Raw genomic sequence first — 24396 nt, forward strand, 5'->3', positions numbered from 1 at the left:
AGTTTTTTAATTGAACATTTCAGATAAAAGACAACAAATTTCTGCGACACAGATCAATTAAAAGAAACATTGCTACAATTCAGTGCAAATGCCAGTAGATTTTCCTATAAATGGTGCAAATCAGCTAAACCGGATAACAGTTAAAATCATAACAGCATGAAAAATATACACTTTGAATCTTGGTATGGTTTTTTCTTTAAAAATTGTACGTATTTACAAGACAGTCAAACGTTATGTCCGACCTTTACCAAACTTTACACCTGCTATGGCACTTAGAGATCAGTATTTGGCAAATCCATGATGCTCACACCCCAGTCAAAAAATGGAGTGCTCATAATGCAATACAAACACAATGACAAAGAAGCAATGCGTGATGCATTGCGCGAGGTGTTAAATAAACAGTTATCTATTTGCAGTGCAGCGGATAAATACAACTTACCTCGAGTGGCTATTTACCGTGCAATTCGTGCGCATCAAGCAAATACATCATCACATGTCACCAACTTACACAACGCAAAAGCAAAATTAGAAAAACACATAGCACATATTCGAGCACAATTAACAAAACTAGAAGACCCTCAAACACCATGAACAGCCATATAAAACAACTTACTTCGCTTGCACAATACAAAGCGCAGTTAACTGACTTACTCTATAAGTGTATTAAAAGTGGTGCGTCTTTGGGATTTAACATCGATGTGGATAAACAACAGCTAAGTGCTTATTGGGAAGAAACCAACACACAACTGCAAAGCCGTATGTTCTTGGGGTATTTTATAAAAAATACACTAGTCGGTTGTGTTCACTATACTCAGTGTCAAAAGCAGAATGGATTGCATCGTGCTGAAATAGAAAAATTACTTGTTCATCCACAATATCAGCGCTTGGGGGTTGCATCAGCCCTGATGCACTCAATAGAAAATGAGGCTACTAAACAAGGCATTGAGTTACTTGTATTAGATACGCAAACAGGCGATAAATCTGAATATTTTTATCAAAAAGTAAAGTACACAAAAAGTGGAGTAACCCCTCACTTTGTATCTGACAGCAAGGGGGGTTTCTTCAGTACTAGCTATTACTTTAAAATACTACTTCCCACCAGCCAAATCAATAAAACTGCCTGTGGCGTAGCTAGCCTCATCACTTAATAACCACACAATGGCATTAGCCACTTCTAATGCCGTACCGCCCCGACCCAGTGGCAGTTGAGGTGCTAACCGAGAAACACGCTCCGCTTCTCCTCCATCACGATGTATATCTGTATAAATACATCCAGGCCTAACGCAGTTAACTCGCACACCATATTGTGCAAGCTCCAATGATAAACCTGTTGTAAACGTATCTATGGCCCCTTTTGAGGCGGCATAATCAACATACTCGTTAGCGCCACCCAGTCGCGATGCAGCTGACGACACATTTACTATTGCGCACTTCGACATATCATCCTGCATTTTAAAATGCTTAACGGCTTCTCTGGCACAAATAAAATAAGGCGTCACGTTATGTTGTAAAATATGATTGATACGCTCCGCCGTCATATTTTCGACTCGTTGCTGGTGGGCCAATATCCCAACGTTATTGACCAAATGCGTAATTGGTCCATACATCAATGCCACTGATGAAAACAGCTTCTCTACTTGATTTTCATCACTTATATCAGCTTGAAACGCAGTAGCTTGACCTCCAGCAGCGTTAATAGACCTTACCAGCTCTTTAGCCGCACTATGATTTTCTTTATAATTGATTGCGACTATGTAGTCCTGTTCTGCGAGTAATTTCACTGCGGCGGCACCAATACCACGGCTGCCACCTGTTATTAAAACAACTTTTTTACGCGTTACCATACTGTTTCACCTTTATCTCCCATGATCTTCACCAGGTAAAATGGACACCGTCCTATCAAAACTCATTTTATCTGCTCCACTCAGTGTCACACTTACTTATGAACACCTGTCGTTTTCGCGTATAAAGAAGCAAAAAAATAACGGCTAATAAGGTGCTTAGCCGTTATGTATATTCAAGTAAAAGTTAACACATGCTGCTACTGGCCAAAGTTACTCGGAGCAGCAGGTACTGTTAACGGCTTTTTCGGGTTAGCTTTTAACTCATCAAGCAATTCTTTCACCGCTCGTTCGACAGACGGGTCTTTACCCGCTTGAATTAGCTCAGGTCGGTCTATGACTTCAATATCAGGGCTTACGCCTTCATCTTCAATGATCCAATTACCTTCATTGTCTAGAATACGGAAAGTCGCAGCAATTACAGAACCACCATCAACTAATCCAGGGTTACCTGAAATACCAATTAAGCCACCCCAAGTGCGGGTACCTATCAGTTTACCAAGTCCCGCTTGTCGGAAGTAATAAGGGAGTGCATCGCCACCAGAACTCGAGTAACCATTGATCAACATCGCCTTAGGTCCATCGTGAGCAAATTGCGGTGTCTTGGTTGGTTCAACACCACGACGCTTCCAATAATTTAACGGTTTTCGCGCCAACCATGTGATCATATGCTCAGGAATAAACCCGCCACCATTATATCGATCGTCAATGATCATGGCTTCTTTGGTTGTTTGTGGTAAAAAGTTTTTAAATAATGAGCGGTTACCTGCATAGTGGGTGTTTGGTAAATGTACATACCCCACACGACCACCAGACAATTTATCAACATACTCTGCACGAGAGTTAGTCCACTCAAGGTATCTTAAACCTTGTTCACTCGCGACTGGTTTAACAGTTACTTTCCAACTACCTTCGAAACTTGGCGATTGGTTCAAAACCAATTCAACTTGTTCCCCTTGGGTATTTTCTAATAACTCATAAAAATTCAAAACCGTGTTAACTGCGCGGCCATTGACACTCAGAATATAGTCACCAACATTGGCTTTTACGCCCGTTTCATTCAACGGTGAGCGAAAGTCCTCATGCCAGTTTTCACCTTTAAAAATATTCTCAATTTTTACAAAGCCAGACTCATGTGCGCTAATTTGTGCGCCTAATAAACCATGCTTTAAACGCGTTGCCTCTGGCATATCACCGGAGTTAACATAAATATGACCTGCATTGATTTCACCCGCAATCTCACTCAGTACATAATCTAAATCCGTACGATGTGCGATTGCGTCCGCCATTGGCTGATAACGCTTTAAAATAGCATCCCAATCTTGACCATGATGATTCTCATCGTAGAACCAATCTCGTAATGTGCGCCATCCTTCTCTGTACATTTGCGCCCACTCAATTTGTGGATCGATTTTCAACATCATATCACTCAGGTCAAGCTGAGTAGACTGTAAATCCTGCTTGGCAGCGGGCTTTATCACGCTATAATTTTTGCCCGATTTCACAATAATGTGCGCCATATTGGCCGACACTTTATAGCTGCTTACCCCTTTTGCAACCGTCGCCACTTTCTCGCTTGATTTAGTAGGAACAAGTTTCAACTGGCCGTCACTGAGCGCAAGTACCCCCCCTTTTACGCCCGTAAGATTGCGATAATTTCCTGCAGGAGTATTTAATGCGACAGCACGCGTCATAAAGCCATTGCTGTCTAGTTTGATATCAACCGCTTTTTCCTCGTCACTTGCCTCTGACGTAGCACTTAGTATGCTCGCTTCATCGCTTTGCGGTGCATTTAAAGCGCTTATTTGATCATTTACAGCAACCGAATAAATACGCGTTGCTTTATTGAACATATAGTCAAATTCATAACTGCTGAACGTTAAGTTATAATCACGCTCAGAAGTGAAATAAAGGTACTGACCATCAGGCGAGAATGTAGGGTTGGTTTCGCTCATCATCTCATCGGTTAATCGAGTAACCGATTTACTATTTATATTGTAGTGCCAAAGTGATGCATAGCGGTTTTCGTTATTTTTAACAAACACCACATCTTCACTATTGGGTGACCATATATAGTGTGTTAAGCCATCTTCATCATATTTTGCGGTATCTACTTTGTGTTGCTTACCCGTTTCTATATCCAACCACCATAGCGTGTGATTTTTATCTGCAAACAATAACTTCGTATTATCTGGCGACCATAGAGGATCGAAACGCCAAATAGTCCCGTTACTCGTAAGTTGCTTCACTTCATTGTTATTGGCTCTATCACGCAAGTAAATTTCATATTCACCAGTTTCATCACTCATGTAAGCAATATAACGACCATCCGCAGACCAAGTTGCTGAGATTTCACGGCCTACTGGGGTATGACTTAAATTACGGGTTGGCCCCTGCTTCGCAGGTACACTGAATAACTCACCACGGGCACTAAATAGTGCGCGTTTACCATCATGCGACACATCCATTGAATCAATAAAGTCACTCACGTTTTTACTGTACGCCATGGTATATTCACGGCTGCCTTCAACATTTAGCGCTAACTTTTCAGTGCGTTTTGTCGCTTCATCAAACCGATATAAGAATCCTCCATTTTCATACACTATGGCGTCCGGTCCTGCTGATGGCCAAAGTACATCAAAATCTTGATGACCTGTCATCTTAACTGGCTTTTTGCCTGAACGATGCTTGTATAGGTTGAGTGTATAGTCTCTATCAGACACAAAGTAGATACTGTCGTTTACCCAAGTAGGCTGCTGATCAGTAGCGCGGTTCGTTGTTAGTTGTTCTGATGTATTATTCTCTAAATCATATACCCAAACATCTTGTGCTCGGCCACCCCGAGAACGCTTCCAAGTCCTAAACTCTCTGTCTATCGGTGTATAAACATACTTTTTCCCGTCGGGTGATAACATACCACCGCCCGTTTCTGGGATGTTCAGTGGTTGCTCGAGTCCACCAGCAACAGGCACCATAAACGGTCTACCAACTCGCTTACCATAAGGCGTACGATTCGCACGAAAAACGACATGCTGGCCGTCTGGTGTCCAATCTAATACTCGATAATCAAACCCACCACGAGGTGGCATCTTACCTACATCGTTATAGTAGGTAAGCTGCTTCAAATCAGAGCCGTCACGGTTAATTACATAAATTTGGCGGCTGCCATTATATTGAGCTGAAAACGCAATTTTAGACCCATCAGGCGAGAATTTAGGAAAAGTTTCAAAACCAACATGATCCGTTAAGCGCGTACTCTTACCTGTTTTTCTGTTAGAGACATAAATATCACCACTGTAAACAAAGGTAACATAGTCTTTGTGAATATCGGGAAAGCGTAATAGTCGCGTATCTTCTGTTTGGTATGCGGCAACCATCGGAGAAATAGCGGGCGCAATAGCGACGGCCATTGCGGTAAATAATGTACGTAGTTTCAAAGTACAATCCTTATATTGTTATTTAATCACATAATAACAATATAAGGAGAGATGTCAGCATTGTGCGATAACTAACTGCACCAGTATATAAAACATAAAAACCTCTTAACCTTTAAATAAGATTATTAAACCTTACTTTAAAGACACATTTAACACACACAAAAAACCAAAGATAAACTCAATTTAATTTAACTTTGTATTGACACAATCGATCGTACCTATAATACATACAAACCCATCAAGGGGAAAAATAAAATTATAAAGGATATATGATGAAAAAAATGTTATTGATCGCAATGATTTCTGCGCCCGCTTTCGCAGCTAACTTTGAGTCTGTGAGTGAGAGTTCTTCTATCGATACTTCAATATTTGAAGAGCTCGTTTCACCAAGCTTAGCAGAAAGCAGTTGCTCAACTGGCATGATAAAAGAAACTTATCTAGAGTGTAAAACACGCCCTATTTATTCTGAGAGACATGTAACAGTTTGCCACTATCAAGCATACAATAGCGTCGGGGAAATTAGTTATGAGCATAATTTAACGCGCTATCAATGTTTAGGTCCTGTTTACATTGGTAATCACCGCTATGACTTATCTAAAACAGAGTGGAAAGTGAAGCAAACGGTCGTCGGTACTGAAAAGTACGATTGCCAAACACGTGAAAGGTGGGTGTGTGCTTACTAAAGTTTAAAGTTATTTAAACAGTAATAAAGTAGCCCGATTACTCTAGCTTGGCACTACAGATTTAGCACCAAGCTATTTATTAAGATATAGACTAAGATTCTATTCTTAATAGCTCCACTTCAAAGATCAGTAACGAGCCTGGCTCAATTTTACCTGCGGCCTGATCTCCATACCCTAAATTCGGGTGGATAAAAAAACGGAACTTATCACCAGCTTTCATTAACTGAACTCCTTCGGTCCACCCTGAAATAACTTGATTTAACCCGAAACTAATCGGGCTATTACGCTCAACCGAGCTATCGAATACGCTACCGTCTAACATCGTGCCATGGTAATGTACATTTACTTTACTGGTTGCTGATGGGTGTACTTCCCCTTCACCTTCTACCAGCACTTCATATTGTAATCCAGACGATGTTTCGTGAATGCCTGCCTTTTTCGCATTCTCAGCCAGAAACTCTTGCGCTTTTATGCGATTTAAACCAGCCACTTCTTTTTGCTGTTGCTTATTTTTATAAATAAACCCGCCAATGACGATTATAACGACCAATAATATAATTTGTGTTGTCGACATTATTGCGACTCCTTATCACTGTCTTCTTCTTTGTCTTCACCATTTACCACATCGGCAATATGCTGCAAACGCGCTAACGCCAGTGCATTGATACTTGATTCTGGATATTGACCCTGAAGAAGCTCACCCGCTTCAACCCCCGTCAATAAATTCAATGCTTCATCCACCGTTTCCACGGCATAAATATGAAAACGACCGGCTTCACTGGCTATAATAATTTCATCATCTAGTACTAAGTTAACCAAATTAGAACGCGGAATAATGACCCCTTGCTCCCCAGTCAACCCACGCATCTTACATAATTTAAAGAACCCTTCAATCTTCTCGTTAACCCCCCCCACCGCTTGTACTTCGCCGTGCTGGTTAATAGAGCCCGTTAAGGCTAAAGATTGGTTAATCGGCAATTGCGTAATGGCAGAAATTAAACCACATAACTCAGCCAATGACGCACTATCACCATCGATATATCCGTAGCTTTGCTCAATCGCAATGTTGGCACTCAACGTTAAACTAAATTCCTGTGCGTACTTATTCCCCAAGTAACCAGTCAACAGCATCACCCCTTTCGAGTGTATGGCTTTACCGAGCTCAGCCTCACGCTCAACATCGATGACACCATCTGCACCAGCATACACCGTTGCAGTAATGCGCGCTGGTGTACCAAACGCCGTATCTCCAATATGGAGTACCGTTAAGCCATTTACCTTACCTACCGCGCTGCCTTGTGTTGCAATAAGCGTATGACCCTCTTTAATATCACTGAGCATATTTTCACTCAATTGACCGGTACGGTATTGCTTACCCACAATGGCTTCATCAATATGTTCTGCGGTGATCTCTGTTTCATTGTCTTGCTTGGTATAAAAACTCGCTTCTGCGACCAACTCCAATACATCAGCAAAACGTGCCGATAGTTTAGTTTGGTGCTCAGCTTGGCGGTAACTAAATTTCAGCAATCGCGACAAAGCGTCAGCTGTTAAAGTACACGACAAGGTTGTATCGCAATACTCTTGTACTTTACTGATAAATTGATATTGCATCTTGTCTGAGCTTGGTAAGTAATAATCAAAATCCGCCAGCACCCTAAAGAGTTCAGCAAATTCCTCATCATATTCACCAATGGTGTAATACAGGTCTCGCGAACCCAGTAAAATAATTTTGACATCTAGTGGGATCAACTGCGGCCTAAGTGTAAAGCTACTGCCTACTGAATTGTCTTGATAAGGTAAATCATTTTTTATCTGGTGTGTTTTTAATGACAGCTTTAAACCATCCCACACCTGTGGGTTCGCCAATACTTTGTCAGCGTCCATGATAAGATAACCGCCATTGGCACGGTGCAATGCACCTGCTTGAATAGAACGGTAACTGGTAATTAAATTACCTTGTGATGCCGCATATTCTACTTTACCAAAAATATTACCAAACGTTGGGTTCGGTTCGTACACGACTGGCGCAGCGTCACCATCTTTATATTCAATTAAAATGTTCGGCGCAAAAAAGTCACTCAGCATCCCTTTTGAGTCAAAGTCATCTTTCCCTTCTTCGCTCGAGATATCATCATCAAGCCATTCTAAAACAGCATCAACAATTTCTATCCGTAAATCTTTTAAATAACGAACCACGCCAATATGATTGGCATATTTGTGCTCTAGTGTTTTTATCAACGGCTTTGTGGCAATTTCAACCGTCAATTTCTTTAAGTTTCTCAGCTTTTCAGAAGACTCTCGCTTCCAACGTGGTAGCTCTATCAATGCTTCTATTAACGCATCCTCAAGCCCTTCAATGGCTTCAAAGAAATGGCTTTGCATTTTTTCATCTAACGCTGCAAACTCAGCATCATCTAGCTGTTTCCCATTCACTACTGGTGCAAAACCAACTTGATTATTTTCTTCCAGTAACGCCACACTTTTGTCAGCAGCTAATTGTTCAACCGCATTCAATGCCGTATCATATTTATTATCAAAATGGCGGTCTATGGATTTCTTTTTTCGCTGATACCCTGGGTTGTCAAATGCAGCGGGAAACGTATCAGCCACTTCATCTAAAAACTCATCAATATCATCAGCAAGCTCTTTACTTTGACCTGCTTGCATAAACATTGCGATAGGTTCTCGGTGGTCTTCATAGTTATTAACGTATAACCACTCTTTTGGCGTCTGACGTGTTTTACTATGCGCCTTTAACTTGTCTTTCACCATGGTGAAACGACCCAAAGCAGCTTCGCCCATTACAAACACGTTATAGCCTGGCAGCTCCATGCCCAAAGCGAAATCAAGCGCCGTTTGCGCACGTTTTTGTCCTATAAAGGAAAGCGACTCGGGATACGGGTTATGAATACAAGTTTGCACGTGACTTAATGACACCGTCGGTGCAAGCGCGTCTTGAGAAAGTGGGGCTAATTTTTTGGTCATTATTAACTTCTTATCATCAGCGTCAGTATAAAAACTACTGAGGTAGTGCAGCTAAACCATGCGACCTAGTCTGCTCATTATGGAGACAATGCTTTTCTTACAAACTCAGTGTGTTCACATTCAGAACAAGGTGAAATCTCACTGGCATACAGCACGTCCAATTTATGATCGCAATTCTTACATACTAATTGTCCCATTGCTATCCATTCACCCGCCTTATAAACACCATCGTGTTCAAAGTCTTGCAAAAGTGCCTGCCATTCTAATTGGGTGCGATCTTCTAGTTGCGATAATTCGTACCAAATAGAGGCTTTCATTTCTTGCCATGCTAAGTCATTGTAATGGCGTTGATGAGTACTGAAATGTTCGAGGTCACGGCTTAGGTAGTAACGATACTGCTGAATTTTTTCTTTTCCAGATTGTTGCAAAGCCTGTTGTTGCTCGACAAACTTTTCAATTAAGTCATCCAGCTCGTGATCCTTAACGTCTTTTAGCCACTCACTAAAGTGTGTTAACCATTGTTTATAACCAGACATTTTATACCCCACGTCAGTCTTCTTATTGTAACTATAGCTTACTCACGCCGTAACGCGGGGTTCACCCATACAATCGAAGCAACAAAATGGCTGCTAGATACTGTGAATCAGCCTTTATTTGGGGTATGCTAGCGAACAATTTTTTATTAATTTGCAAGAAGTCTGGAAACGTAGATGCAAGAGCAATATAACCCGCAAGACATTGAGTCAAAAGTCCAACAACACTGGGAAGAAAACAAGACATTTAAAGTCGTAGAAGACGAGAACAAAGAGAAGTACTACTGTCTCTCAATGTTCCCATACCCAAGTGGTCGACTGCACATGGGTCATGTTCGTAACTACACCATTGGTGATGTTGTATCCCGCTTCCAACGTCTGCAAGGCAAAAATGTTATGCAGCCTATGGGCTGGGATGCATTTGGTTTACCAGCAGAAAATGCGGCAATCAAAAATAACACCGCCCCTGCTAAATGGACCTACGAAAATATCGATTACATGCGTGGCCAACTAAAGCAGCTTGGCTTTGGTTACGATTGGGATCGTGAAATTGCCACATGCCACCCTGAATATTACAAGTGGGAGCAATGGTTCTTCACTAAGTTGTATGAAAAAGGCTTAGTTTACAAAAAAATGTCAACAGTAAACTGGGATCCAGTTGACCAAACTGTGCTCGCAAATGAGCAGGTTATTGACGGTAAAGGCTGGCGTTCAGGTGCAGCGGTTGAGCAGAAAGAAATTCCACAGTGGTTCATTAAAATCACTGATTATGCACAAGAATTGTTAGATGATTTAGACAAGCTAGACGACTGGCCTGAACAAGTTAAAACCATGCAACGCAATTGGATTGGTCGCTCTGAAGGGTTAGAGATTGACTTCAAGCGTGCCGATAACAGTGAAACGTTCACTGTTTATACAACGCGTCCTGATACCTTTATGGGTGTGACCTATGTGGGTGTTGCCGCAGGCCACCCAATAGCGCAAGAAGCAGCTAAAAATAATGCCGCCATTGCCGCATTTGTAGAAGAGTGCAAAAACACCAAAGTTGCAGAAGCAGATATGGCAACGATGGACAAAAAAGGCATTGATACTGGCTTTACTGCAGTACACCCATTAACAGGCAAAGAAGTACCAATTTGGGTTGCTAACTTCGTCTTGATGGATTACGGCTCAGGTGCCGTTATGGCAGTACCAGGACACGACCAACGTGACTTTGAGTTTGCTACCGCATACGGACTTGAAATCAAACAAGTGATTGCTCCTGAGCAAGGCTCAGAATTAACAGCAGATATCAGCAAAGAAGCGTTTACTGAAAAAGGTATTTTAATTAACTCTGGCGAATTTGACGGCTTAGCGTTTAAAGCTGCGTTTGATGCCATTGCAGATAAGTTAGAAGCACAAAATGCTGGTAAGCGTAAAGTTAACTTCCGTTTACGTGATTGGGGTGTAAGCCGCCAACGTTATTGGGGTTCACCAATCCCAATGCTAAGCGATGAGCAAGGCCAAGAGCTTGCGGCCAGCGAAGATATGCTGCCAGTACGTTTACCAGAAGATGTCGTCATGAATGGCGTTACCTCTCCACTTAAAGCAGACCCTGAATGGGCTAAAACCACGGTTAATGGCGTACCAGCGTTTCACGAAACAGATACCTTCGATACCTTTATGGAGTCATCTTGGTATTATGCCCGTTATTGTAGCCCACGCTACGACGAAGGCATGCTAGAGCCTGGTGCAGCAAATTATTGGTTGCCTGTGAATCAGTATATTGGCGGTATCGAACATGCCATTTTACACTTATTGTATTCTCGTTTTTTCCATAAACTATTACGTGACTTTGGACTAGTAAACTCAGATGAGCCATTTGAGCGCTTACTGTGTCAAGGTATGGTATTGGCAGAAACCTTCTACCGTAAAGATGAAAAAGGCGGTGATATCTGGATCTCTCCCACTGATGTAGAAACAGAAACCGACGACAAAGGCCGTGTTACAAAAGCATGGCACAAAGATGATGGCCAGCCGGTATTCTCATCAGGCATGAGCAAGATGTCAAAGTCGAAGAATAATGGTATTGATCCACAAACCGTTATCAAACAATACGGCGCTGATACCGTTCGCTTATTTATGATGTTTACCGCACCACCAGAGCAAACGTTAGAATGGTCAGACTCAGGCGTTGAAGGCGCACATCGCTTCCTTAAACGTGTTTGGAAATATGCAGTGGACGTTAACGCGGCGGGTAAAGCTGAGTTAGACACAAGTGCATTAAACAGCAATCAAAAAGTATTGCGTCGTGAAGTACACAAAGCCATCGCAAAAGTGACTGATGACTTATCACGTCGTCAAACATTCAATACTGCAATTGCCGCAATCATGGAGCTATCGAATAAGTTGGCTAAAGCGCCTCTTAAAGATACGCAAGATATTGCCATTGCAAATGAAGCACTGCACGCCATCGTCATTATGCTTGCCCCAATTGCACCACATATGTGTCATGAGCTTTGGGCTGAACTTGGCTTTGAGTCTGATATTCTCGATGCTGCTTGGCCAAATGTTGATGAGTCAGCATTAGTTGAAGATGAAAAGCTGATTATTGTGCAAGTTAATGGCAAGCTGCGCGCCAAACTAACTGTTGCTGCTGATGCAACACAAGAGCAGGTTGAAGCAATCGCGTTCGCAGAAGAGAACGTCACTAAGTTCACTGATGACAAAACCATTCGCAAGGTAATTTATGTACCTGGTAAGCTATTAAACGTGGTAGCAAACTAAGATGCGCTTTGCTCATTTTGTAAAACACGGAGCAGCGCTTGCGCTGTTCTGTGTTTTGTTATCAAGCTGCGGTTTTCATTTAAAAAAAGCCTCATATCTTCCTGATGACTTACGTACTATCACTTTAACAGCTGATAATTCGCGCTCTGAAATATATGAATTACTAAAACGTGATTTAGAACGTGCACAAGTTGCGTTACTCCCTAGCGATAGCTCATCACAACATACAACACTGCACTTATATAAAGATACCTTAGAACGACAGACGTTGAGCTTGTTTAAAAATGGTCAGGTGGCGCAATATGAATTAGCGTATGCCGTCACTTACCGGGTGATTAGACCGGGTAAAGAACCTGTAGAGCAAGGATTTGAACTTTATCGTAATTATCAAGATGATCCTGATAATGCACTCGCAAAAGCGAAAGAACTGGATATTATTTTACGTGAGCTTCGCCAACTGGCCAGTAAACGTATTGTTAGAGAGCTATCACAACTATAATGCGTAGTTATGCAAACCAACTCGCCAGTCACTTAAATAAAGCATTACACCCTTTTTACATGGTGTTTGGTGAAGAGCCTTTTCAAGAGGCACAATGTGTCTACGAAATAAAACAAGCAGCAAAAAAACAAGGCTTTGACGAAGTTGTTAAATTCAACTTATTACCTGGGTTTGATTGGCAAGAATTACTTGCACAATATAACAGCATGTCACTGTTTAGCGATCGCACCTTAATTGAGTTGGACTTAAACCAACTAAAACCCGGTACCCCAGGTAGCCAGGCATTCAAATCTCTCACTGAGTATCTCAACCCAGATGTCATCGTGATCATCAAAGGGTGTAAAGCGGGTCAAGACATTCAACGTAGTGCCTGGTTTAAAGCACTCGATAAGCACGGGCTATTTATCCCCTGCTATACACTCTCAGGTAACCATTTACACCGTTGGCTAGATACACAATGTAAACAATTGCAGCTTAATTTAGCCCATGAAGCAAAAACAAGCTTGCTTGAAGCCACCGAAGGCAATTTACTCGCCACGCATCAAGAACTCGAAAAGCTTTCTTTGTTGTATAAGCATCAGCCAATAGATCAAACACAAGTACTCAGTGGTCTGCTCAATCAGGCGAAGTTTGATATCTTTGACTTAAATGTGGCTTTATTACAAGGTAATGCGAATACAGCGGTTAAAGTGCTGTTAAAACTTGCAGATGACAATATTGAACCAATTAGCATCATTTGGACATTTAATAAAGAAGCCCAAACCTTACTTGCTATTAAATTAGGCATGCTAGAAGGGCAAAATATGGCGCAATTGTTTAAGCAAAATAACATTTGGAAAAATCAACAAGCCGCTACCCAGCAAGCCCTTGAACGGTTGACAATTGAACGACTCCAACAAATCATTCACTTTTTAGCTGAGTTTGATTCAGCCTATAAACGCTCAGCCATGGTTGCACCTTATCAAGCTCTTGCCCATATTGCTCTGGCATTTTGTATGCCATTGAATATACCGCTACCTTATCAATATGAAGTAACATAACCATGATTGCTTTATTCGGTGGGACATTCGATCCTATTCACAGTGGCCACCTGAATATGGCCCGAAACTGCGTCGCCCAATTGTCGTTAACGCAATTACATTTTTTACCATGTGCATTGCCAGTACATAAAGCCGCACCCGGCATTACTGAGCAACACCGTTTAGCCATGCTCAGTCTTGCAATACAAAACAACCCACACTTTGCTCTGGATACTCGCGAACTACAGCGTGAAGGCCCGTCCTACTCTCTACTTAGTATTCAAGAGTGCCGTGCTGAAAACCCAGATACGCCACTGCTTTTTTTAATGGGTATGGACTCATTTAACAACTTACCTAGCTGGTTTGAATGGCAAAAAATCACATCCTTATGCCACATTATTGTCTATCAAAGACCAGGGGAAGTTCGTTCGAGTAACGACGTACTTAGCACCTACCTGAGTAACTGCGAAATAACGGAACCGACCCTATTGCGCAGTCGTCTAGGTGGATTATGCTATTTTTTGACCGGTACTGTAGAAGATGTGTCATCCAGTGAAATTCGCGAACGCTTAAAACATCAACAACATACGGAACGTTTCTTAGAACCGAAAGTCAGAGAGTATATTCGTAAACATAACTTGTATGCTGATTAAGGTCTTTTGCTGTGCTAAAATCGCCGACTATTTTATAACTTAAGAGAAAATCAGTTGAATTCAGAGCAACTTTTAGACTTTGCATTAGACAAAGTTGATGATATGAAAGCCCGTGACGTTGTTAAATTAGACGTAAGAGATGTATCGACCGTAACAGATTACCTTGTTGTTTGTTCAGGCAATTCAAAGCGTCATGTACAATCAATCGCGGACAACGTAGCAAAAGCTGCACGCCATGCCGGTGAAGAGCCTCTTGGCCAAGAAGGGCAAGATGTAGGTGAGTGGGTACTGGTTGATTTAGGTGATGTCGTTGTTCACGTCATGCAAGACCAAACTCGTAGCCTATATGATCTAGAGAAACTTTGGGGCTAACTTTGAAAATACAATTGGTTGCCGTTGGCACAAAGATGCCAGCATGGGTCGAAACAGGATTTAAAGAATATCAACGTCGCTTTCCAAAAGACATGGCGCTAGAGCTACTAGAGATCCCTGCCGGAAAACGCGGGAAAAATGCTGATATTAAAAGGATTTTGCAAGTCGAAGGAGAGAAAACCTTGGCTGCAATCCCAAAGGGCAACCGAATTGTAACACTAGAAGTAACCGGCAAAGCATGGGATACCCATGACTTAGCCAAACATATGCAAAAATGGCAACTCGACGGCAGAGATGTAAGCCTGCTTATTGGTGGTCCTGAAGGATTAGCACCAAGCTGTATTGCTGCCTCAGAACAAAAATGGTCACTCTCTAATTTAACGCTTCCCCACCCGCTGGTTCGCATTATTGTTGCAGAAAGCTTGTATCGTGGTTGGAGCTTAAATACAAACCATCCTTACCACCGAGAGTAATTCACGCCTATGCTAAAAAAACGGCCAACCATACGCGACCATTCAGCTGAAGCAAACCTGTTTGCACGTCGAGCGTTTGTTGGCTTTATTTTTGTTGTGTTACTCATTGGTATGCTCATCATGAACGTATACCACTTACAAGTAAAAGAATATGACAAATATCAAACTCGTTCTAATGACAATCGCATAAAACTCATCCCTATAGCCCCTAACCGCGGCCTTATATACGACAGAAATGGCGTACTTCTCGCGGAAAACCGCCCGGTTTATAATTTGGAAGTGGTGCCAGAAGACGTTGATGATTTAGAACAGAACTTAACTGAAGTCTCAAAGCTACTTAATATTAGTGATGTACAACAAAGTGAGTTTTTAAAAGATATTCGTAAACAGCGCCGTTTCAAAAGCCAAGTGCTTAAAGCCCGTCTTAATGAACAAGAAGTGGCTATTTTCTCCGTTAACCAGCATAAGTTTCCCGGTTTTAGTATTGAAGCACGACTCGCACGACATTACCCGTTTGGCGATACACTTACGCATGCACTGGGCTATGTTGCCAGATTGAACAAAAAAGAATTAAGTGAGCTTGAGTCGGCAAATTTAGCCACAAATTACCGAGCTACACACGACTATGGCAAGCTTGGCATAGAGAAATTTTACGAGCGCCTCTTGCATGGCACAGTTGGGTCTCAGCGCGTTGAAGTAAATAACCGCGGCCGTATTATTCGTACACTCAATACCGTTACTCCCACCCCAGGTGAAGATTTAGTACTCACATTAGATGTGGGTCTGCAACAAATAGCCCAACATGCCCTCAAAGACGCTCGAGGTGCTATTGTCGTTATGGACCCAAAAGATGGCGGCATCCTCGCATTGTATTCAAATCCGAGTTACGACCCAAACCTGTTCGTACATGGGATCAGCGGCAAAAACTATAGAAAGCTGCTCAACCCAGACCGACCACTCATTAACCGCGCAACCCAAGGCAGTTATGCGCCAGCCTCCACCGTGAAACCCCACCTTGCTATTCTTGGCCTAGAAGAAGGGATTATTACCGAACAAACAAAAGTCTGGGACCCTGGCTTTTTTCAAATCCCAAATGTAAAACATAAATGGCGGGACTGGAAACGCTGGGGCCATGGGCATGTTGATGTATACCAAGCCATCGAAGAATCATGCGATACCTACTATTATCGCATCGCATATCGAGCAGGCATAACTAAGATCAGTAACTTCATGGCGCAATTTGGTTTTGGTGATCTATCGGGTATTGATATTCATGAAGAAACAAGCGCCATTATGCCCACAGTGGAATGGAAAAAAGAACGCTTTAAAGAAAACTGGTGGCCAGGTGACACCATTTCTGTCGGTATTGGCCAAGGTTACTGGACTGCAACGCCAATACAAATCGCCAATGCAGTGACTATTTTGGTCAATAAAGGTGTACATCGTCAGCCTCACCTAGTACAAGTGACGAAACAAGATAATGATATTAATCAGCTATTTACAGAAGAAAAAAAACCTGTAGAACTCAAAAATCCTGATCATTGGCGTATTGCCTTAAAAGCAATGCATAACACGGTTGCAAAAACCACAGGGACTGCACATAAAGCTTTTAAAGGTGTTGATTATGACCCAGCAGGTAAAACAGGTACAGCACAAGTAGTCAGCATTGCTCAAGGCGAAAAATATGATGCCTCTAAACTCAATGAACGTCATCGTGATAACGCCATATATACTGGCTTTGCACCTTACGATGATCCACGTATTGTTGTTGCTGTTGTAGTTGAAAACCAAGGTGCGGGCAGCTCTGTTGCAGCGCCTGTCGCACGCCAATTAATGGATTATTACTTTTCAGCCTACCCTTTGGATAAAACAGTTAATGACACCTCTGAATTATAAGCGTACATTTTGGCAAAAAGTACATCTAGATTGGCCATTGCTATTGGCTTTAGTCATTATGATGTTGGGTAGCTTAACTGTGGTTTATAGTGCCAGTGGTCAAAACTTGGGTATGATGACTCGTCATGCTACTCGTATGGCGGGTGCAGTGGTCGCACTGTTATTCATGGCACAGCTTTCCCCGAACACCTTAAAAAGAATTGTGATCCCCCTTTATTTACTTGGCCTTGGAATGCTGATTGCTGTGCTGTTTGTAGGCGTAAGTAGTAAAGGTGCACAACGCTGGCTGGATTTAGGCGTAACACGCTTTCAACCCTCAGAAATCATGAAAATAGCGGTTCCCATGATGGTTGCCTGGTATATCGGTCAACATCGCCTCCCGCCTTCAATTTGGAATATTTTAATTGGCTTTGCAATTGTTCTGATACCAACCATTTTAATCAAAGAACAACCCGACCTAGGGACTTCAATTCTGATCGCTAGTTCAGGGATATTTGTGTTGTTTTTATCTGGGCTAAGTTGGCGGTTGATCTCAATATCAGCCTTACTAATGGGCCCCGCAGGTTTTGCATTTTGGCATTACGGAATGCATGCATATCAAAAGCAACGCGTTTTAACGCTATTCAACCCAGAAAGCGACCCTTTGGGAGCTGGATACCATATAATTCAATCTAAAATAGCCATTGGATCCGGCGGTATTGAGGGTAAAGGTTGGCTGCAAGGAACTCAATCTCAATTAGAGTTTTTGCCAGAACGACACACTGATTTTATTTTTTCTGTATTAAGTGAAGAGTTTGGCTTGCTCGGCGTGATCCTGCTGCTCAGTGTTTACCTGTTTATTATTGGTCGCGGTCTGTATATTGCAGTCAATGCGCAAGATGCATTTAGTAAGTTGTTGGCAGGTGCTCTCACGATGACATTCTTTGTGTATATTTTTGTCAATATAGGGATGGTTTCTGGATTACTGCCCGTTGTGGGTGTTCCTTTACCACTCATTAGCTATGGCGGTACATCCATGGTCACCTTAATGGCCGGTTTTGGTATTATTATGGCGATAGCCACAGATAAGAGAATGCTACTTAAATCATGATTAAATCGAGTAAAATATTAGTAATATTATGTCTATTAACATTGCTAAATGCCTGTAGCAGCCGCTATCACATTAAACAAGACAAAGCGCCCTTGCGCGCCCCTACGGCGCTTGAAATGCAAGATGCGTTGATCACAAATGAAGCCAAAAGTGTCAGTACAGGCAGGCCTTACACAATTAGAGGCAAGCGTTACAGCCCAATGTCAGATGAGCATGGCTATAACGAAACAGGCGTCGCTTCTTGGTATGGTAGGAAGTTTCATGGTTACCACACATCCAACGGCGAAATATTCAATATGTTTGACATGAGTGCTGCGCATAAAACGCTTCCCTTACCGAGTTTTGTAAAAGTTACCAATATTGAAAATGGCAAAACAGCCATTGTCAGAGTGAACGACAGAGGACCTTTTCACGACGATCGCCTCATCGACTTGTCTTACGCTGCGGCCTACAAATTAGGATATCACTTAAATGGTACAGCGAAAGTTAAGGTAGAAGCGATTACCATTGACAGAAGTGCGCCAAGATTGACTTATATCCAAGTGGCCGCAGGAGGAAACTTAGAGAACCTTCAAGCACTGTCACAGACACTGCAACAACAATTTCAACTACAGTCACCAATTCATAATGAAAAAGGGCTGTACAAACTGCGGTTAGGGCCTATTCTTGATGACAAAACAGCCCAAGATATACTTGATAAGCTACGCAAAGGTAAATATAAACATGCCTTCTTGCTTTATAGTGAACATCAACTTTAAAATATACCGTTAACGCTGATTAAATTTAAATAAAACTGCGAGCATAATGACTTTATTAAAACCAAAACTTATTACTAAATTGTGTGGCCTTGTGTGCTCTGTATCCTTATTTGCAGCGAACGCACAAATTATACCTTCAGTCCCTCAAATTAATGCCAAAGGGTATTTTTTAGTCGACTTTACTACTGGTAAAGTTATCGCTTCTGGAGACGCTGATACTAAATTAGCACCCGCTAGCCTCACAAAAATGATGACCAGCTACGTTATCGGCACTGAAATTGTGTCAGGTAATATTGCACCAACGGATATGGTGACCATTAGCGAAAAAGCGTGGGCAAAAAACTTTCCAGAATCATCAAAGATGTTTATTGAAGTTGGAAAAAAGGTCAGTGTTGATGATCTAAATAGAGGGATCATTATTCAATCGGGTAATGACGCCTGTGTTGCACTGGCTGAGCATATCGCCGGCAGTGAAGACGCCTTTGCTGATTTGATGAATGCGCATTCTGAAAAATTAGGCATGACTAACACCCATTTTATCAATAGTCATGGCCTAGATACTGATCAGCATTATACAACACCCCGTGATATGGCGACATTGGGCGTTGCGCTTATTCGTGATGTGCCAGAAGAATATGCACTTTATAAAGAGAAGTCATTTACCTTTAACGGCATAAAGCAATATAACCGTAACTCACTATTGTGGGATGCGAGCTTAAATGTTGATGGTATTAAAACAGGGCATACCTCCGAAGCTGGCTATAGTCTAGTTACTTCTGCCACCAAAGATGATATGCGCTTGGTATCAGTCGTTATGGGCACGACCAGTGAACGTGCTCGTATGGTAGAAAGCCGCAAGCTACTTAACTATGGCTTTAGATTCTTTGAAACAATCACCCCTTACAAAGCAGGTGACAGTTTTGCAGAGCAGCGTATTTGGATGGGCAATAAAGAAACTGTCTCACTAGGCATTTTGGAAGATACCCCGATTACAATCCCACGAGGCCAGCGTAAAAACTTACAAGCTAATTTTGAGTTAGATAAAACATTAGAAGCACCGCTGGCCAAAGGCTCGAAAGTGGGCACACTCTTTTTACAGCTTGATGGCGAAGAAATCGCTAAATATCCGTTAGTTACATTAGAAGAAATTGAAGAAGGTAGCTTCTTTAGCAAAGTATACGACTACTTACGTTTACAGATCATGCAATAGTTAATAAAGCATTCGTACAACGCCCCTCTTTTGGGGCGTTTTTTTTTATTGCAAAAATGATAGAATGCCCGACATTATTGAGTATGATGCGTCAAAAGCGATTCAATCTACTCACATTTACATAAAGTAGTGAGGATACCGTCGTGGTAAAACCTGTAAAGAATACTAATTTTGATGAATTTTTAGAATTCCCATGCCCATTTACATTTAAAATCATGGGCCTTGCAAACGTTAGTTTAACCGATCAAGTAATTGCCAAATTACAAGCTATTGTGCCCGGCGATTATTCTCCTAAAGTAAAACCTAGCAGCAAAGGAACCTACGAATCTATTACCGTAGTTGCCACTGTGGGCTCTAAAGAAGACATTGAACAAATTTATACTGAGGTTGGCGGCCTAGACGACGTGCGTTACGTACTATAGTAATAGAGAGCTATATGAAGCAAAAATCAGTGATAGTACGTCAACTTGGTCGACGCAGTTATGAACCCATTTGGCATAAAATGCAGTCTTTTACTGATACTCGGGATGAACATAGCCTCGATGAAATTTGGCTCGTAGAGCATGACCCTATCTTCACTCAGGGTCAAGCAGGTAAAGCTGAGCACGTTATTGCACCTGGCAATATACCAGTGTTAAAAGTCGATAGAGGCGGCCAAGTAACTTATCATGGCCCAGGCCAACAAATGATGTATGTACTGTTTAACTTACGCCGATTAAATATCGGGGTACGGGAGCTAGTTACTTGGTTAGAAGAATGCATTGTCGATTATTTGGCGGAGCTTAATATCCAAGCCTATGCTAAAGCCGATGCACCGGGTGTTTATGTCAATGACAGCAAAATTGCGTCTTTGGGGCTAAGAGTACGTAGAGGGTGTTCGTTCCACGGATTAGCACTGAATGTCAATATGGACATGGACCCGTTCTTACGAATTAACCCCTGTGGCTACGCAGGGATGAATATGGTCCAAACAAGTGATTTAAATGGTCTATCTAACATGAAAGATGTTGGGGATGGGCTGATAAAGCATATGTTACTACGCTTACAAGTAGAGCATGTTGAGCAAATTGAAGGGTTTGAAAACGAATGAGTAAACCAGTAAAAATGGAGCCAGGGGTAAAGCTTCGTGACGCCGAAAAAATGGCACTTATCCCAGTAAAAGTTTTACCGACAGAACGGGAAGAAATGCTTCGTAAGCCTGAATGGTTAAAAATCCGCTTACCTAAATCTAGTGAGCGTATTGATGGTATTAAACAAGCAATGCGTAAACATGGCTTACATTCAGTTTGTGAAGAAGCTTCATGTCCAAACCTATCTGAATGCTTCAACCATGGTACTGCTACCTTTATGATTTTAGGTGCAATTTGTACTCGTCGCTGTCCGTTCTGTGACGTAGCGCATGGTCGCCCACTAAAGCCTGATGCTGCCGAGCCAGAGAAGTTAGCACTCACCATCAAAGATATGAAGTTAAGCTATGTGGTGATCACATCGGTTGACCGTGATGACCTCAGAGATGGCGGCGCACAACACTTTGCTGATTGTATCAAAGCAATCCGTAAACACAGCCCAAATATAACCATAGAAATACTAGTTCCGGATTTCCGAGGCCGCATGGAAAAAGCGTTGGAAATTCTTTCTGAAACCCCACCTGACGTGTTCAATCATAATTTAGAAACAGCACCTCGTTTATATAAACTAGCACGTCCAGGCGCTGACTATAAATGGTCTCTTGAACTACTTCGTCGTTTCAAAGAAGCGCACCCAGAAGTTAAAACTAAATCAGGCTTAATGGTCGGATTGGGCGAAGAAATCTCTGAAATAGAAGAAGTATTGCGTGATCTTAGAGAGCACAATGTTGACATGCTGACTGTGGGTCAATACTTACAGCCGTCAAAACACCACCTCCCTGTGAAACGTTATGTGCCACCGGTTGAGTTTGACGCACTTAAAGACTACGCTGATGAAATTGGTTTTGTACATGCAGCATCTGGGCCTTTTGTACGCTCAAGTTACCATGCAGATCAACAAGCCGCAGGCAAAGAAGTAAAATAACGACGCGCAAACTCTATTTTAAAATAAAAAACGCAGCATATTTATTGTTGCGTTTTTTAATTATTAAATTAGGCCAACCTAGCCAATTTCCAACCTATTACTGCTGAGTTAACCATCAGATATAAAAGTGTTTTTACTTTTAAAAACACCTCATATTACATTACAATAAATATTTAATTACAATCATTAACATAGATTTATAGCAAAAGTATTTCCTTTTTGTTGCAGCCGTTATATCTTCCTGTGTCTCTCACAAACAAAAGGGCAATGTGTGCTTAAAAATAAAACTATCGGGAGTATGCTGATCGTTGCAGGTACGACCATTGGTGCGGGAATGCTCGCATTACCTATCGCATCCGCAGGACTCGGCTTCAGCACCGCACTGGTGCTGTTAATACTTACTTGGGTTCTAATGACCTATACAGCACTGCTTATGTTGGAATTGCATCAATATGCCAGCGTAGACTCCACACTAAATACCTTAGCAAAATCGATACTAGGTAAAAAAGGCCAATATATTGCTAACTTTTCCATGGTATTCTTATTTTATGCCTTATGCGCGGCTTATATTGCCGGTGGTGGAGCGCAATTACAAACTAAGCTTAACAACCTACTTAATATCGACGTTGCCCCACAAGCGGGTTCAATTTTGCTTGCCATTGTTATCGCAGCCATTGTCACGGCGGGTACTAGTACCGTAGATAAACTAAACAGAGTCCTATTCAGCATTAAAATCATTGTGCTTACGAGCCTCTTCTTTGTGTTAACACCATACGTGCAAGGTGCTCACTTACTGGATATGCCTATTGAGCAAGGCTTAATAATTAGTGCAATACCTGTTATTTTTACCTCTTTCGGTTTCCATGGTTCAATTCCTTCCATCGTAAAATATGTAGGCCTAGATATTAAATCACTACGCCGAGTCATGATGTTTGGGGCCTCGTTGCCGCTCGTTATTTATATTGGCTGGCAAATTTTAAGCCAAGGCGTAATGAGTCAAGAAAGTTTACTCAGCAGTAACGGTTTACAAGGGTTTGTTCAGAGCATCGCAAGCATTGCTCATAACCCGAATGTATCTACTTTTGTCACCCTTTTTGCAGACCTTGCATTAGCAACGTCCTTTTTGGGTGTGAGTCTAGGTTTATTTGATTTTTTCGCTGATGCTTTCAAACAAGTTGATAATAAAAAGGGCCGGATCACCACGGCATTCATCACTTTCTTACCGCCTTTGGGATTTGCACTCTTTTACCCACAGGGGTTCATAATGGCGTTAGGTTATGCAGCTATTGCACTTGTGGTTTTAGCTGTATTTTTACCAGTTTCAATGGTTTGGGTACAAAGAAAAGCAGCTATTAACAATAGTGGGTATAAAGTTCGAGGGGGAACGTCCGCACTTACAGTGGCTGCCATTTGCGGTTTGGCAATTATTACTTCACAGATTTTGCAAATATTTGCTGTGATCCCCGCGTTAGGCTAAGGCTATAATGTGATGAAATTACTGAGACATCGGTGGTTTCATCACTTCAGAAGTCGAAAGCTTCTTTTTAAAAAACACGACTAGGGGTGCAAAACACAATAAAACGACAACAATGTTGACTAAGGGTAAAATAGTCTTATATAAATAAGGTGAGTACGTTAAGTCGAGTAAATGTCTATCGACTAGACGGAACAATTGTAAAAGAGGAGCAGGTAATATCACCAACTGAGCAATAATACTTTGCCAAATATAAACTTTGTCTTTTAAGGCCCAATACGCGAGGATCGCCATAAAAACAATATCATTTAGGGCCCAAATAATATAACGAAGCACGTATTTATCACCGTCTGCTTCTTTTATAATATCGTATGAGAAATACCCTACTATATAGAAGACAGCACACAAAGACGCATAACGTAAAGCAAGTTTATCTTTCAGCACAAAAAACAAAGCAACCGCTATAAATGTTACTACGGTTGCATGATCTCTTATTAGATACAGAAAAGCATTTATTTCTTCTGAAAATAGGCTAACCAACACAAATGAGCTGCTTACTTAGGTTTTTTTTCATTTTCATCTGCGCCGTCACCATTACCACCTGGTAGGTATGAATACTTACTTTTAATTGACATAATATTTCTCCTTGAGT

The 24396-nt window shown here is 41.7% G+C and carries 23 protein-coding genes; 17 read left to right on the plus strand and 6 right to left on the minus strand.

The genetic code is table 11. The features are described from left to right. Positions 1 to 336: 336 nt before the first annotated feature. Both PCIT_RS06320 and PCIT_RS06325 read left to right on the plus strand, forming a co-directional pair. A complete protein-coding gene (locus PCIT_RS06320; protein ID WP_010362319.1) occupies positions 337 to 591 on the plus strand; it encodes a helix-turn-helix domain-containing protein in 255 nt (84 codons plus the stop codon). Continuing rightward, on the plus strand, positions 588 to 1148 hold the full coding sequence (locus PCIT_RS06325) for a GNAT family N-acetyltransferase (protein WP_010362320.1): 561 nt from the start codon (positions 588 to 590) through the stop codon (positions 1146 to 1148). The genes PCIT_RS06320 and PCIT_RS06325 overlap by 4 nt, the downstream gene beginning before the upstream one ends. Here PCIT_RS06325 and PCIT_RS06330 read toward each other — a convergent pair. Both PCIT_RS06330 and PCIT_RS06335 read right to left on the minus strand, forming a co-directional pair. Beyond that, positions 1089 to 1844, minus strand: coding sequence for an SDR family NAD(P)-dependent oxidoreductase (locus PCIT_RS06330; protein ID WP_010362321.1), 756 nt, complete (start codon positions 1842 to 1844; stop codon positions 1089 to 1091). The two genes, PCIT_RS06325 and PCIT_RS06330, sit on opposite strands and share 60 nt — an antisense overlap. 197 nt (positions 1845 to 2041) lie before the next feature. After that, positions 2042 to 5251, minus strand: a complete 3210-nt coding sequence (locus tag PCIT_RS06335) for a S41 family peptidase (protein WP_040698447.1) — start codon at positions 5249 to 5251, stop codon at positions 2042 to 2044. 299 nt (positions 5252 to 5550) lie between these two features. On the opposite strand from PCIT_RS06335, the gene PCIT_RS06340 reads away from it, so the two are divergent. After that, positions 5551 to 5961 (plus strand): hypothetical protein, encoded by a 411-nt coding sequence (locus PCIT_RS06340; RefSeq protein WP_010362323.1) that lies wholly within the window; start codon positions 5551 to 5553, stop codon positions 5959 to 5961. Between the two features lie 91 nt (positions 5962 to 6052). Here the strand turns inward: PCIT_RS06340 and PCIT_RS06345 are convergent, their stop codons facing one another. From PCIT_RS06345 to PCIT_RS06355, 3 genes are all read right to left on the minus strand, one after another. Further along, positions 6053 to 6535 (minus strand): FKBP-type peptidyl-prolyl cis-trans isomerase, encoded by a 483-nt coding sequence (locus tag PCIT_RS06345; RefSeq protein ID WP_010362325.1) that lies wholly within the window; start codon positions 6533 to 6535, stop codon positions 6053 to 6055. Further along, positions 6535 to 8949 carry a Lon protease family protein gene (locus PCIT_RS06350; RefSeq protein WP_010362326.1) on the minus strand — a complete coding sequence of 805 codons (2415 nt, stop codon included), beginning with the start codon at positions 8947 to 8949 and terminating at the stop codon, positions 6535 to 6537. The genes PCIT_RS06345 and PCIT_RS06350 overlap by 1 nt, the downstream gene beginning before the upstream one ends. A 77-nt stretch (positions 8950 to 9026) precedes the next feature. Next, the gene (locus tag PCIT_RS06355; protein ID WP_010362327.1) at positions 9027 to 9485 is read right to left on the minus strand and encodes a zinc ribbon-containing protein; all 459 of its coding nucleotides are present in this window, start codon (positions 9483 to 9485) and stop codon (positions 9027 to 9029) included. A 174-nt stretch (positions 9486 to 9659) separates the two neighbouring features. Here PCIT_RS06355 and leuS point away from each other — a divergent pair, with 174 nt between their 5' ends. The 14 genes from leuS (at position 9660) to PCIT_RS06425 (ending at position 23747) form a co-directional block, all read left to right on the plus strand. Continuing rightward, positions 9660 to 12248, plus strand: a complete 2589-nt coding sequence (gene leuS / locus PCIT_RS06360) for a leucine--tRNA ligase (RefSeq protein WP_010362328.1) — start codon at positions 9660 to 9662, stop codon at positions 12246 to 12248. A 1-nt stretch (position 12249) separates the two neighbouring features. Next, positions 12250 to 12747: an LPS-assembly lipoprotein LptE gene (locus tag PCIT_RS06365; protein WP_010362329.1), complete on the plus strand. Its 498-nt coding sequence runs from the start codon at positions 12250 to 12252 to the stop codon at positions 12745 to 12747. After that, positions 12747 to 13787, plus strand: a complete 1041-nt coding sequence (gene holA / locus PCIT_RS06370; RefSeq protein WP_010362330.1) for a DNA polymerase III subunit delta — start codon at positions 12747 to 12749, stop codon at positions 13785 to 13787. Before PCIT_RS06365 ends, holA begins: the two co-directional genes overlap by 1 nt. 2 nt (positions 13788 to 13789) lie before the next feature. Then, entirely contained in the window at positions 13790 to 14419 is a 630-nt protein-coding gene (gene nadD, locus PCIT_RS06375) for a nicotinate-nucleotide adenylyltransferase (protein ID WP_010362331.1), read from the plus strand. Between the two features lie 54 nt (positions 14420 to 14473). Continuing rightward, positions 14474 to 14791, plus strand: a complete 318-nt coding sequence (gene rsfS / locus PCIT_RS06380) for a ribosome silencing factor (RefSeq protein ID WP_010362332.1) — start codon at positions 14474 to 14476, stop codon at positions 14789 to 14791. Between the two features lie 2 nt (positions 14792 to 14793). Then, a complete protein-coding gene (gene rlmH, locus PCIT_RS06385; protein ID WP_010362333.1) occupies positions 14794 to 15264 on the plus strand; it encodes a 23S rRNA (pseudouridine(1915)-N(3))-methyltransferase RlmH in 471 nt (156 codons plus the stop codon). A 9-nt stretch (positions 15265 to 15273) separates the two neighbouring features. Further along, positions 15274 to 17160 carry a penicillin-binding protein 2 gene (gene mrdA / locus PCIT_RS06390; RefSeq protein WP_010362334.1) on the plus strand — a complete coding sequence of 629 codons (1887 nt, stop codon included), beginning with the start codon at positions 15274 to 15276 and terminating at the stop codon, positions 17158 to 17160. Next, complete coding sequence (gene rodA / locus PCIT_RS06395) at positions 17141 to 18250, plus strand: rod shape-determining protein RodA (RefSeq protein ID WP_010362335.1); 1110 nt, start codon at positions 17141 to 17143, stop codon at positions 18248 to 18250. The genes mrdA and rodA overlap by 20 nt, the downstream gene beginning before the upstream one ends. Continuing rightward, complete coding sequence (locus PCIT_RS06400) at positions 18247 to 19008, plus strand: septal ring lytic transglycosylase RlpA family protein (protein ID WP_010362336.1); 762 nt, start codon at positions 18247 to 18249, stop codon at positions 19006 to 19008. Before rodA ends, PCIT_RS06400 begins: the two co-directional genes overlap by 4 nt. Before the next feature lie 46 nt (positions 19009 to 19054). Beyond that, positions 19055 to 20218: a serine hydrolase gene (locus PCIT_RS06405; protein WP_010362337.1), complete on the plus strand. Its 1164-nt coding sequence runs from the start codon at positions 19055 to 19057 to the stop codon at positions 20216 to 20218. Between the two features lie 143 nt (positions 20219 to 20361). Next, on the plus strand, positions 20362 to 20640 hold the full coding sequence (gene ybeD / locus PCIT_RS06410) for a DUF493 family protein YbeD (RefSeq protein ID WP_010362338.1): 279 nt from the start codon (positions 20362 to 20364) through the stop codon (positions 20638 to 20640). A gap of 14 nt (positions 20641 to 20654) precedes the next feature. Beyond that, a complete protein-coding gene (gene lipB, locus PCIT_RS06415; RefSeq protein WP_010362339.1) occupies positions 20655 to 21308 on the plus strand; it encodes a lipoyl(octanoyl) transferase LipB in 654 nt (217 codons plus the stop codon). After that, on the plus strand, positions 21305 to 22270 hold the full coding sequence (gene lipA, locus PCIT_RS06420) for a lipoyl synthase (protein ID WP_010362340.1): 966 nt from the start codon (positions 21305 to 21307) through the stop codon (positions 22268 to 22270). The genes lipB and lipA overlap by 4 nt, the downstream gene beginning before the upstream one ends. A 271-nt stretch (positions 22271 to 22541) precedes the next feature. Then, a complete protein-coding gene (locus PCIT_RS06425; protein ID WP_010362341.1) occupies positions 22542 to 23747 on the plus strand; it encodes an aromatic amino acid transport family protein in 1206 nt (401 codons plus the stop codon). 18 nt (positions 23748 to 23765) lie between these two features. On the opposite strand, the gene PCIT_RS06430 is transcribed toward PCIT_RS06425, so the two are convergent. Continuing rightward, positions 23766 to 24287: a hypothetical protein gene (locus PCIT_RS06430; RefSeq protein WP_010362342.1), complete on the minus strand. Its 522-nt coding sequence runs from the start codon at positions 24285 to 24287 to the stop codon at positions 23766 to 23768. Positions 24288 to 24396 lie beyond the last annotated feature (109 nt).

The organism is Pseudoalteromonas citrea (assembly GCF_000238375.3).
Lineage (GTDB): Bacteria > Pseudomonadota > Gammaproteobacteria > Enterobacterales > Alteromonadaceae > Pseudoalteromonas > Pseudoalteromonas citrea.